The organism is Gemmatimonadota bacterium, from assembly GCA_026705765.1.
GTDB lineage: Bacteria > Latescibacterota > UBA2968 > UBA2968 > UBA2968 > VXRD01.
In genome coordinates this window covers 36,006-47,275 of the sequence record JAPPAB010000104.1, presented here as the reverse complement: position 1 = coordinate 47,275, position 11,270 = coordinate 36,006, and the positions used below count along the sequence as shown (strand labels likewise).

Genomic DNA, 11,270 nt, shown 5'->3' with positions numbered 1-11,270 from the left:
GGACACTGGTTGCTGTTATTCTATTGGCCATTCTCTGTCTCGCTGATCGCAGGCAACACGTGATTAATCGCGATCCGGAACGCCTGATTGGCCACAGACAAACCGTAGTTGCCTCCCGTAAAGACGATGACCAAAGACAACTCTGGGATGGCGAAGATGAACTGACCGCCGTTTCCTTCGGCCGCAAGAACGTCAACTGATCGTCCGCGGTATGGAAAATTATCGAGCCACCAGCCAAACCCGTATCGGTCGTTGCTGTAATGCCCCTTCGCCGACTCGCTGATCCAGGTTGCCGATACAATCTGTTTGCCCTGAAAACGCCCATTATCTACATAGAGTTGGCCGATCTTGGCCATGTCGCGCGGCCTGAGTCGCAAGCCAGCATGCGTTTGGGGCAGGCCACTTTTGGTGTACCACCATTCTGAGTGATCTATTTCGAGTGGCGCAAAGAGATGGTTATCTGCGAATTTGTCCACATGCATACCCGATGCCCGCTTGATTACGCCAGCGAGCAAGATGAAACAACCGCTGTTGTAGTTGAATCGTGAACCTGGTTCGTCCGACAGTTCTCTGGAAAGCACATACTCTATGAAGTCGCTGGCGTTCTCCATCTGCGCTTCGGAATTGAGGGAACCCGGCTCAGAGTTATGTGCGCCAGATTGATCCCAGTTGAATCCGGCGGTCATGGTCAGTAGATGTTTCAGGGTAATTCGCTCTTTTTTTTCCGTCAGGTGGTGGGCATACTCCGAAAAAAAACGAGCCATCGGCACATCTACAGAGTCGATATACCCACGATCAATGGCGATGCCGATTAGTGTAGATGTGATGCTCTTGGAAACAGATCGTGTATCATGCAGGGTTTGCTCGCCGAACTCAACCGCGCCTCTCGCACCATCTGTGCCGGTGTAATACGCTTCGAATACCAGCTTGCCATTTCTGACGATCAGAAAGCTATGGATGTTCTCGTACGTCTGGCTACGTATCTGGTTTGCAACCTGAACTATCGGTTCTGGATCGATCCCTTCCGATTCAAGTGTTGATACGGGCCAGTCATCGGGTAGGGTAGATTCGCTGGTTTCTTGTGCCATTGCGACGCTGGGAAGGCAAACGAACCATAGTAATAGGGCTAAAGCTGGCTTCAACATGTGGAATCTCTACTACGTATTTTCGACTCGAAAACCACTAACGAATTCACGAACCACCCAAAGATAATGACATTCTCGTCATCTGGCGGTGAAAACCTGCACATCTTTTATCTGATCAAAATGCAACTTCCAGAACGTGGCTTGAATTCGCTTTTTTTCGTAAGGTTCTGAAATCTCTTCATCAACCCAATCAAGGTCAAATATACGATTCCAACTATCTTCTATGCGTTGATGGTATGCGCGAACAGGTAGAGGCTTCATCTTAAAAAAAGACAGATTGTGCTCAGATAACTCGGCCTCAAATGCTTCTCCTTCGGTCACGGTTTGAGGCAAATACCAGTAATTGAGGACATAGTGCCATAGATCAAAATCGGATAACAAAACTCCTTTGTCTGATTGCTCGAATTCGATCCTTACACCGCGTTGGCCTTTGGGTAAATGACCACTGCTGCGTAAATCGGGTTTACGTCTTTTAATACCATCCCATTGATACCAGGCCCATAAAGGCAAAGACATAATCTCAGATTTAGATTCTATTCGGTGCTTCATTTGATTTGCTGTCCACCTGTAAGCGTCGAGAAACAAATCCTCTGCATATCTCTGATCGGCGAAAAGGACTTGTTTCCGCTGCAAGATCTTCCAGGCAGCCATAGATTGAATCGTCCAAAGCGTCATAATTTGTGGAATGGCAGATGGGCTTTTAGAGGTTTTTCCTTGACTCTTTGCTTGCTATAGAGTTTATCTTTTTTCATCAATCAATATACTGTTATATATGGTGATCTACAATGCTAAGGATCGATGACTTTTCATGGAGAGAGCTATGGCTGGATTTACTTTGGATACACGCATACGCGCGAAACCTGACGATAGCACGGGCACGTTTGAAATCGCTACAAAAACAGTAGAATGGAATCCGGCGAGAGCCGCTGTTATCATCTGTGATATGTGGGATACTCATCACTGCATTTCGACTGCCGAACGGGTCGCTGAAATGGCACCTCGCATGAATGAAGTCATAGCAGGTATTCGAAAAGAAGGCGCGCTGATCATACACGCTCCCAGCAGTTGTATGGGATTCTACGACAAGACACCACAACGCAAACGGGCCGAGGAAGCGCCTTTTGTAGAGGCTTCGGTTGAATTCAAATGGAATGGATGGGACCAACCCCGCGAGATTTGCCAACTCGAAGAGTCACCATTACCGATTGGAATCATCAATCCAGGACCGTGCTCGTGCCATACCCTTGAGCCTTGTTGTAAAGAGAGTTATGCGTCCTGGGTTCGCCAGATTGAGACGATTGAGATTGCTGAGGAGGATGCGATCAGCGACGATGGCCAGGAAGTATATAATCTGCTTCAACGCATTGAGAATGTACTCGTGATGGGAGTTGCTGCAAACATCTGCGTGCTTGGTCGGCCATTTGGTATTCGTCAACTCGTCTATATGGGTAAGAAACCATTTCTGTGTCGCGATCTGACTGACTCCCATCACTGTGATCACGGAGGTCATTTCCAGGGCACGGATCTCACGATTGAACACATCGAAAAATACTGGTGTCCAACCGTTACAAGTGATCAGTTGGTAGGTGGCAAAGCATTCCGGTTTCGCGATGACAAGCGTGAGTAGGATTGGTGTTTTTTTGCTTGCACCTGAATCATGTGCTCCGTAGCCGGGACCACGCTATTCGCTGAAGACCTATCTACAAGCCCTCTCTTTTGACGGCGAAGAAAAATGGGTGAACCTCTTCCGGCACATCAATACTTTTGGATCCTCCTCCTATGGTACCTTCCTGTTCAATCTGAAACCCATTCTCAATAAGAAATTTCTTGTAGGTAGAGGGGCCAAAGTTGCTCCAGTACATGGTCCCGCCAAAGAAATCATCTTCGGTATATCCAGGCCCATCGTCGTACCTTGCAACCGTAAACAGAAGGAGGCCACCGGGCCGAAGCCATTGTGCAAATCTACGAAAGAGGTCCTGGTGCTCCTGTCTCGGGATATGGAAGATGGCGTAAAAGCTGACAATTGCATCGAAGCTACCTGAGGGGAATTCGGTCTTCATTACGTCGGCGATGATGAATTCGGCTGTGGGGACGTTTTTCTTAGCTAAAGCGATCATGTTTGAGGAGATGTCGATCCCAGTGAGGCTGAATGTCCCGGCAAGATGTTGTGCAACCGGGATACCAGCACCACATCCAACATCAAGGACTTTTGAGCCAGATATCAGATGCTCAGTTATCAAGTTGAGCTCCGCTTCAGGCGTGGTACGCCTTTGCCCAGCGTAATCCCTCGCACACCGGTTATAAGCGGCCCTTACCAGGTCCCGATAATCGGTCTCTGGATCGTCAGCGATTTTGAATGGCATGGGTCTCCTTTGTGATCTGTGTTATGCGTTTCCTCTATCCGGTTCCGACGAGAACGAGTCCTGTGAAGATGATGGCGGTTCCGAGATATTTGGGTGTGTAGCCGGGTTCTTTGAGAAGGAGGATACCGAAAATAGTGCCCAGGGGAATGCTGATCTGGCGAAAAGTAACGACATAGCTGACGTTTGAGACAAAGGCCAGGCTGATCAGGACCAGAGTATAAGCGACGGCCATGCCAGTACCTGCCAGCAGGGCGCGAGATGTCCGTGTTTTCAGGATTTCCCACATCAGGATGCGACCGCGTTTTTGAAATAGAACCCAAACGCCCAACCAGATAGAGGTAATGAGGCCTTCGAAAAAGGCGTAGAGAATCGTAGCCTGCCAGCCTGCAATGGGGAGGGCGGGAGTATCTCTGAGGAAGCGCAAAGCCTCGTCGTCGATGATCGAATAACCGGCTGAGGCGAAGGCGGCCATCAATGCAAACAATACCGATGCATTCAGGTAGTTGTCAATATGGAAATCACTCAGATTCTTCATGGGCAGGATAAACATTCCAACGGCAACCAGAGCAATGCCCCAAATGCACTGTGTGCTGACCTGGTCGGCACGGTCAAAAAAGAGCGTCACGATAATGACCACGATGACTGGAGAGGACCGGGCGATGGGGTAGAGGATGGACAGGTCTCCTCTCTGGTAGGCGTTGGCCAAGCCGAGGATGTAGATGGTCTGAAAAATACCTGTTGCGATAAGCAAGAGCCATACGGAGGTAGGGAATGTGGGAATTGCGAAACCGAATAGGATGAGTGCGGGAATCAGGCACAGAGTCCCAAATGTGTTGACCAGGAGGAAGAAGGCGGAGGACGGGTGTTCCCGCTTACACAACAGGTTCCAGCCCACATGAGTGAAGGCGGATATGAGGATTAGGATGATGGCGGTGAGGGTCAAGGCGACATTTTTTGAATTATTGAATCAGGGAGGGTATCTTATCGTAAAAAACGGGCAAGTCGAGTACTACGCTTTATTGCGTGCTTCTAACCATCGCTTTAGCGAACGTTGGCTCTCTCCTGAAGGTCGGCCGGCCCACACATTTTCGACGCTGATATCCTCATCCAGATCAGGCCAATGGATGCCTTCACCCCGACCGATGAGTCGCCAATTATTGCGCTCTTGAGGGGTGCCATGCAATAGACGGGGATACCATTCTAAAGGGACGCTTATGCTTCGTCCATCGACTAAGTCTATCATTAGAGACTCATCGTCGATAGAGATACGCTCCGCAAGCGTAGGCTGAATTTCAATCATTGAAATACTCATTCCAGAACTCCACAATATCGTCTTGTTTTTTTTCAATAATCCTTCTTATACGCCTCAGATCCGCACTGCGAAAACCTCTGCTTCTCTGTAATCGGATAGGTTCTATCCAAAATTTTGCGATAGAATCATCTCTTTCTACATGAACATGAATCGGTTCATCCCGGTCACCTGCATAAAAGAAAAATCGGTAAGGACCGTTTGAAAAAAAAGTTGGCATGTACGTATATCATTGTTTTACAATGAAATGGAATCAAATAACAATTTTCAATGAAATATGAAAATTGTCAAGGGAAATGTATTCAAAGGGCTGAACGACCAAAGGAAGTAAAGGGGTATTCAGGTCCCCGCCAGCTCGAACTCACTCTCAAAATCAGTTAGGGATGCCTGCATTTCACTTGCCAGTGCCTTTGAGTCGGGTGTTTCTGCCAGGTTCCTAGTCTCCCAGGGATCCGCTTCCAGGTCGAAGAGCTGGATTACTGGATCGCCCTCATAGGTAATGAGCTTGTGTGTGTTGGTGCGGAGCATTTTACCGCCTCCGGTGGCGTGTGCAACCACAAAATCCCGCCAATCTGGATATTCCCCTTCAGCAATCGCACGCAGGCTGTATCCTCGCATCATGGGAGGCGGCGAGATCCCGGCATAATCACAAACTGTCGGAAAAACATCCACGCCCGATACGAGATGCTCCTGGTCGATCACCTGTTCTTCGATGTGACCGGGCCAGCTCATGATAAAGGGCACCCGCACAGCCTCATCGTATAGAAAGCTCTTAAAGACCATCTTGTGTCGAATATGCCCGTCCCCATGGTCGGAGGTAAGGAGTACGACCGTATTGTCCTTAAATGCTGAGTTTTCGAGCGCGTCCAGGATCAGGCCGATCTGCCCATCCACCTTTTCAATGTAGCGGTAGTAAGTCCAAATATAGTAACGGTAGAGTTTCTCTTCCCACTTTTCCATACCGGATTCTTCGCCTCGATCTGCCAGTTTTTGATTCCGAGAGCTTATGATTTTTTCCGGTTCCGCCATGTCTGTCTCGAAATTGGGGGGTAGTGGGGGCAGGTCGTCAATCTCGGGGAACGGCATCTCCCCGTCGTGCATCGTATGCGTTAGCACGAAAGAGCAGATATCGTGTGGATTCAAGAGTCCGACTGACAGGAAGAAGGGGTCTTTCTCCTTGTAGTTCTGGAGAAAACCGATTGCACTGCGGGTCGAAGCAATGTCTCCGGTCTCAGCCGTATTCCGTGGATCGGGGCAGATATGGTGGAAACTCTGTGCGACATCTCTGCCGGGAATATGCCATTTCCCGCTGTAGTAGGCGTTGTAACCATTTTTGTTCAGCCATTGTCCCAGGTCCGGCATGGATGGAACCATGTTGGCACCGTTAGTTACTACTCCGTTTTCGGGTGTGTGGCGTCCGGTAAACCAACTCGCACGCGCTGGACAGCAGACTGGATTCGCGCTATAGGATTTTGTAAAGCTGATTCCCCTTGCTGCAAGCCGGTCCATACAGGGTGTCTTCACGTCATTACACCCCAGATGCCCAAGGGCTTCCGCGCTATGCTGGTCGGTCGTAATCAGAAGAATATTGGGTCTTTGTTCCATCGCTTATGACGCCTCCTTCTTGAGGATCACTGTCCGGCGCGTACTCACTACGAGAAATAATCGCCCATTTGCATCTACATAATAACAGGTGGGAATAACGGATTCTCCGTAGTGGCAATACACATCGGCAGTCACAGCACTTTGATCTGTTGTGATCTCCGATGTCCCGCGATATACCAGAAACTGGTTTTCCCGGATCATCGAGAATTCTTCTATCAGGTCAAATGTGTACTTTGCAGTGTCCTTTCTGGCACTTAGCCGCTGGACTGCGTCAAAAAGACACCAGTCGGCGGTATAGGGGCCAAGCGTTTTTGAGCGCACAGGCTCTTTGCCATCCATCAAAAGTCGGCTATTTTGGATTTCCCCTTTCTGGGTGTATTCAACCAGTCCTTTTCCCGCCGCGGTCCCGTTGGAATACTTTAGCGTCCAGGTCTTTGGAGATGTGAGTGCGTTGTTCTCGCATTGTGCATTAATCTCTGTTGTGTTATCGAACTTAAGGTCCGAGCAGGTGATTCCCAAATGACGGTCTTCACCTTCATTCCTGGCGGAAATCCTGAGCGTAGCCTCAGGCTCGTGAGACCTGCTCCCTCGCGTCGTCCGAATGTTCATCCAGTAGATGTCGTATGTCTGCTCTCCCGGCGCCTCCGGATCAAAGGCTCCGGCGGGCAAACCGTATTTGTTCAATACCCTCTTTGTATGGATATATTCCCAGGGCTCAGCCATTTCCGCGCTCCTTTCCGAGAAAGGCTCTCAATGAACGACATTCAGATTCTACGACATACTTAGGGGGAGTGCAAGTACCATCTGGTATGGATTCCAAAGGGTGTTGGAAAACGCTCTATGCCCTACTTTGGCTGGGCTTGACCTGCAAAGGCTAAGTTGCTATTGTATCGGGCGCGAATTGTACTGCAGGAGCAACTGATGGAGGACAGATAATGTCGAATGAAAAGCCGAATGTGCTGGTGATTCAGCCCGACCAGCACCGCGGAACTGTGATGGGTTGTGCAGGTGACTCGCAGGTGAAAACGCCGAATCTGGACCGCCTTGCGTCGGAGGGGATCCGGTTCTCGCGCTGCGCCTCGTCCAGCCCTGTGTGTTCCCCATTTCGGGGGACGATGCAGACCGGATTGTATTGCCATACCCACGGCGTGGATGTGAACAATATTCTGCTGAATCCCGAGCTGATCACATTTGCCGATCTGTTTGCGGATGCTGGATATGCCACAGGCTATATCGGAAAGTGGCATCTGGATGGGTTTAAGCCCAGAGGATGGGGTGGATTTATTGAGCCAGGTCCCAGGCGAGCGGGATGGCAGGAATGGCACGGATACCAGAAAGGGCACGAGTTTTTTGAAGTCTGGGACTACAACGAGAATCGCGAGAGGGTGCGGATCGAAGGCTATGACTGGGAGCCGACGTGGCATACGGATATGGCTCTGGACTTTGCAAAACGGAATCGCGACGCCGGTCGTCCTTGGCTCTACTATTTGGGATATGGCCCGCCGCACAAGCCCGAACAGTGTCCGCAGAAGTACCTGGATATGTACGATCCAGATACCTTTGAGCTGCCAGATGATGTGAAAGGACGGTTTGGAGAGCGGGAACGCGAGCTTCGGGGGCTTTACCAGATGTATTACGCTCAGGTAACGGCGGTGGATGTGGAGATCGGACGTGTGATGGCTGGCCTGGAGGAACTGGGAATTGCAGACAATACGATCGTGGTCTATGTAAGCGATCACGGCGATAAGCTGGGCAGCCACTGCGAACCCGATGAGCGCAACTTTCGAGGCAAGGGAAGTCCCTTTGCGACCGCATTTCGCATTCCGTTCATCGTGCGATGGCCCGATCGCATCAAACCAAATCAGGTGTGTGATGCGCTGGTGAGTAGCGTGGATCTCACGCCCACGATTCTGGACCTGGCGGGACTGGAGGTTCCCGATGTGATGCAGGGCGACAGTATGGCGAGCTGGTGTCTGGAGGGGAAAGGCGTGAAGAACGACTGTGTATATATGGGACTCCGAGGCGCGACCCAGCCCGATGGATGGCGTGCCGTATGGGATGGTCGCTACGTGTTTTCACCAGGTATTCACAATGTCCTGTATGACCACGAATCCGATCCGCTGGAGATGGTAAATCTCATCGACGCGCCACAGACTTCAGGTGAGAAGAAGCGGTTAGCAGGGCTACTCGTACAGATGGCAGAGAAGACGGAAGATCCGATGCTGCAGGAGGTGAAGGGGCTTTGCAGTATGTGATCATCCCTGACCGTCATCGCGGCCATACGCACGCTCCCACGCCTTCACCCGTTCAAATAACACGCCCACGCGTTCTTGATATCTTTCATCCCCAATCTGATTATAAAACTCCTTCGGATCCTCCGATAGATCAAAATACTCTCCTGCCTCACCCTGATATACATTCAACTTTTCCGTCTCCGTCCGAATCATCTGAGTATCACCAATCTGACTGAATACCGCATCCCGCCAATCATCAGGGGCTGTCTCTCCATCCAGCAATGGTTTCAACGACTGTCCGTGTACAGAGTCGGGAACCTCAGCTCCAATCAAATCACAAATCGTCGGAAATAAATCAATGTGTTCTACGAATTCCCCCCGCACGCCCGATCGAATTCTGGGATCAGAAATCAACAACGGCACATGCACTGAAGCCTCTCGCATATTAAACTTCAAAAACATCTCGTGTTCCCACATCTGGTCGCCGTGATCTGCTGTCCAGATTACAATCGTCTCGTCCCTGATTCCCAACCGATCCAGTGCATCTAAAACCATCCCACAATACCCATCCACAAGCTCAATCATCCCATAATATCCCGCAATCACCTGCCGCAGTTCCACGGGTGTCAAATGCGCCCACTCTTTTCGTTTTCTCAAAATATCACTGTGGGGCAACGGCGCATCAGCAGGTGCTTGCTCTGGTAATTCGATCTTTGACTGATCAATCTTTTCATAAATTTCTTTGGGCGGGTAAAATGGGGGATGAGGCTCCGTAAAACTCGTCCAGGACAAAAACTTCTCCCCTTTACTGACGGCTTCTTCAATCTGTCGAATCGACTCCGTGGCCACATGATATCCCCAATACTGCTCCCGACTTCGCGGACTTGGCCCGCCAGATGACCGCCGCAATACGCCCTCATTTTCCCAGTCGTATCGGGCGAGCATATTCTCAGGCATTGTCTCGCGCCACATCTGTTGTGTTATTTCTGGCTCATAGCCATTGTCCATATCGGGATCTTTCCAGTGCATATGTCCCAGATGGAATCGACGATAATTCAGGGGTTGCACAGCGTGTGCGATAGTGTACATCCCCGGATAGGGCATTGAGTTATTGGTAAAAACGCCATGTGTATGGACATATTTGCCGGTTGCCAAACTGTGCCGCGCTGGCGAACACACGGGTGACTGTGTATAACACTGGTCAAATCGCACACTCTTTTCGGCCAGGCGATCTAGATTGGGCGTATGAGCCAGTGGGTTCCCCAGGCATCCCAATGCGTCAAATCTGTGATGATCGCTCATCAAAACAAGTACATTCATCGATAAATCTCCTTTCAATCAACTCCTCGTTCGATTTCTCCATTGGTTAAGCGCGAGGAGCATGCTGTCTCTGGTTTCGGAGTTCAGACTCTGAGCCAGGTTGTTGCGTTCATACGGGTCGTCCGCCAGATCAAAGCAATGTGTAATGTCATTCTCGTTCCGTTTCGTAATTAGCTTTACGTCACCCCTGATAATGCAATCATCTTTGTGTTCGATGAAGACATCGGTTGCGATATCTGGCTCTCCGGTCATGCAGGGGAGTAGAGAGCGTCCTTCAGTTTTTCCTGGATTTTCAGCATCGGCCAGATGGAGAATTGTGGCGAATAGATCTACGGTAGATACTGGTTTCTCAACAACACATTGTGCTGTTCCGGGTACGCGGATGAGCAGGGGGACGCGAACAGACTCATCGAACATAACGCCTTTTCCGAACAGGCCATGACAACCGGCCATATCTCCATGGTCAGATGTGAAGATGACGACAGTATCATCTGCCAGTCCAGTCTTTTCCAGTGTTTTTAATACGCGGCCAAACGCGGTGTCCAACTGAGAGATTTCCCCAAAGTACCGCTTCCTGAATTCTTCAACACCGTAGTCCGCATTCCAGCCTATATTCTTGAACCAGGCGTCGTGGTCTGTGTTGGGTGGGTTATCCAGTACGGACTTGTCATATCGCTGCATGTCGGTCATCGGGGGCGAACACGGAGGGTGGGGTGCTTGATACGACACGGCCATGAAGAATGGGGACTTCGGGGATGATAGCGATTCCAGTTCTTCGCAGACAATATCTGTCAAGCCATCGGTTTCGTGCCCACGAAGCTTTACGGGGGTGTCGGGATCATCGTACCAGATCAGTCCGGCATTGTGATCTACATGATGGCTTTCCCACCCAATGAAGTGTTGAAAGCCTCCCCGCAGTCCTGGCGGGACCCACCCGTTCTGTTTTTCACCGCTCAAATGCCATTTCCCGATATAGTGCGTGTCATAACCTGCCCGGTTCAGGTGATGGGCAATGGTCGGCTGATTCACGGGGAGGCGCATACCATTTCCTGTAACGCCGGTTTGGCTCGGGTATTGACCGGTGAGCAGGCAAGCTCTGTAGGGGGTGCATAGCGGTACATTCGTATAAGCGCGATTGAATTGCGCGTTTTTTTCGGCGAATTGTGATAGATTGGGGGCGTGAACGATCTGGTTCCCATAGAACGGCAACCATCTGGCGCTAAGCTGGTCGGGAAATATGAACAGGATGTTTGGTCTGTGTATCATGTATTCGGGGTGGGGGAGAGGTCGATCC

At 50.3% G+C, this 11,270-nt stretch carries 12 protein-coding genes; 2 read left to right on the top strand and 10 right to left on the bottom strand.

The features are described 5' to 3' along the window. Window positions 1-20: 20 nt before the first annotated feature. Window positions 21-1,088: a serine hydrolase gene (locus OXH16_14070; protein MCY3682523.1), complete on the bottom strand. Its 1,068-nt coding sequence runs from the start codon at window positions 1,086-1,088 to the stop codon at window positions 21-23. A 135-nt stretch (window positions 1,089-1,223) separates the two neighbouring features. Beyond that, window positions 1,224-1,820 carry a DUF3841 domain-containing protein gene (locus OXH16_14065; protein ID MCY3682522.1) on the bottom strand — a complete coding sequence of 199 codons (597 nt, stop codon included), beginning with the start codon at window positions 1,818-1,820 and terminating at the stop codon, window positions 1,224-1,226. 145 nt (window positions 1,821-1,965) lie between these two features. On the opposite strand from OXH16_14065, the gene OXH16_14060 reads away from it, so the two are divergent. Next, window positions 1,966-2,772, top strand: coding sequence for a hypothetical protein (locus OXH16_14060; protein MCY3682521.1), 807 nt, complete (start codon window positions 1,966-1,968; stop codon window positions 2,770-2,772). 73 nt (window positions 2,773-2,845) lie between these two features. Here OXH16_14060 and OXH16_14055 read toward each other — a convergent pair whose 3' ends face one another. The 6 genes from OXH16_14055 to OXH16_14030 all read right to left on the bottom strand — a co-directional run bounded on the left by OXH16_14055 (window position 2,846) and on the right by OXH16_14030 (window position 7,145). Next, window positions 2,846-3,508, bottom strand: a complete 663-nt coding sequence (locus tag OXH16_14055; GenBank protein ID MCY3682520.1) for a class I SAM-dependent methyltransferase — start codon at window positions 3,506-3,508, stop codon at window positions 2,846-2,848. 34 nt (window positions 3,509-3,542) lie between these two features. Then, window positions 3,543-4,451 (bottom strand): EamA family transporter, encoded by a 909-nt coding sequence (locus OXH16_14050; GenBank protein MCY3682519.1) that lies wholly within the window; start codon window positions 4,449-4,451, stop codon window positions 3,543-3,545. A 66-nt stretch (window positions 4,452-4,517) separates the two neighbouring features. Then, window positions 4,518-4,820: a DUF2442 domain-containing protein gene (locus OXH16_14045; protein MCY3682518.1), complete on the bottom strand. Its 303-nt coding sequence runs from the start codon at window positions 4,818-4,820 to the stop codon at window positions 4,518-4,520. Further along, window positions 4,801-5,037, bottom strand: a complete 237-nt coding sequence (locus tag OXH16_14040; protein MCY3682517.1) for a DUF4160 domain-containing protein — start codon at window positions 5,035-5,037, stop codon at window positions 4,801-4,803. Before OXH16_14040 ends, OXH16_14045 begins: the two co-directional genes overlap by 20 nt. 119 nt (window positions 5,038-5,156) lie before the next feature. Beyond that, a complete protein-coding gene (locus OXH16_14035) occupies window positions 5,157-6,422 on the bottom strand; it encodes a sulfatase-like hydrolase/transferase (protein ID MCY3682516.1) in 1,266 nt (421 codons plus the stop codon). 3 nt (window positions 6,423-6,425) lie between these two features. Next, window positions 6,426-7,145, bottom strand: a complete 720-nt coding sequence (locus OXH16_14030; GenBank protein ID MCY3682515.1) for a hypothetical protein — start codon at window positions 7,143-7,145, stop codon at window positions 6,426-6,428. Window positions 7,146-7,357: 212 nt separating this feature from the next. On the opposite strand from OXH16_14030, the gene OXH16_14025 reads away from it, so the two are divergent. Further along, window positions 7,358-8,677, top strand: a complete 1,320-nt coding sequence (locus tag OXH16_14025) for a sulfatase (GenBank protein MCY3682514.1) — start codon at window positions 7,358-7,360, stop codon at window positions 8,675-8,677. Here the strand turns inward: OXH16_14025 and OXH16_14020 are convergent, their stop codons facing one another. Then, window positions 8,678-9,976: a sulfatase-like hydrolase/transferase gene (locus tag OXH16_14020; protein MCY3682513.1), complete on the bottom strand. Its 1,299-nt coding sequence runs from the start codon at window positions 9,974-9,976 to the stop codon at window positions 8,678-8,680. Window positions 9,977-9,994: 18 nt separating this feature from the next. Beyond that, window positions 9,995-11,242, bottom strand: coding sequence for a sulfatase-like hydrolase/transferase (locus OXH16_14015; protein ID MCY3682512.1), 1,248 nt, complete (start codon window positions 11,240-11,242; stop codon window positions 9,995-9,997). Between the last annotated feature and the right edge of the window lie 28 nt (window positions 11,243-11,270).

Coding starts and splice junctions, on each gene's coding strand:
- OXH16_14070 (MCY3682523.1), bottom strand. CDS start 1,088: ATGGCACAAGAAACCAGCGAATCTACCCTACCCGATGACTGGCCCGTA.
- OXH16_14065 (MCY3682522.1), bottom strand. CDS start 1,820: ATGACGCTTTGGACGATTCAATCTATGGCTGCCTGGAAGATCTTGCAG.
- OXH16_14060 (MCY3682521.1), top strand. CDS start 1,966: ATGGCTGGATTTACTTTGGATACACGCATACGCGCGAAACCTGACGAT.
- OXH16_14055 (MCY3682520.1), bottom strand. CDS start 3,508: ATGCCATTCAAAATCGCTGACGATCCAGAGACCGATTATCGGGACCTG.
- OXH16_14045 (MCY3682518.1), bottom strand. CDS start 4,820: ATGAGTATTTCAATGATTGAAATTCAGCCTACGCTTGCGGAGCGTATC.
- OXH16_14040 (MCY3682517.1), bottom strand. CDS start 5,037: ATGCCAACTTTTTTTTCAAACGGTCCTTACCGATTTTTCTTTTATGCA.
- OXH16_14035 (MCY3682516.1), bottom strand. CDS start 6,422: ATGGAACAAAGACCCAATATTCTTCTGATTACGACCGACCAGCATAGC.
- OXH16_14030 (MCY3682515.1), bottom strand. CDS start 7,145: ATGGCTGAGCCCTGGGAATATATCCATACAAAGAGGGTATTGAACAAA.
- OXH16_14025 (MCY3682514.1), top strand. CDS start 7,358: ATGTCGAATGAAAAGCCGAATGTGCTGGTGATTCAGCCCGACCAGCAC.
- OXH16_14020 (MCY3682513.1), bottom strand. CDS start 9,976: ATGAATGTACTTGTTTTGATGAGCGATCATCACAGATTTGACGCATTG.
- OXH16_14015 (MCY3682512.1), bottom strand. CDS start 11,242: ATGATACACAGACCAAACATCCTGTTCATATTTCCCGACCAGCTTAGC.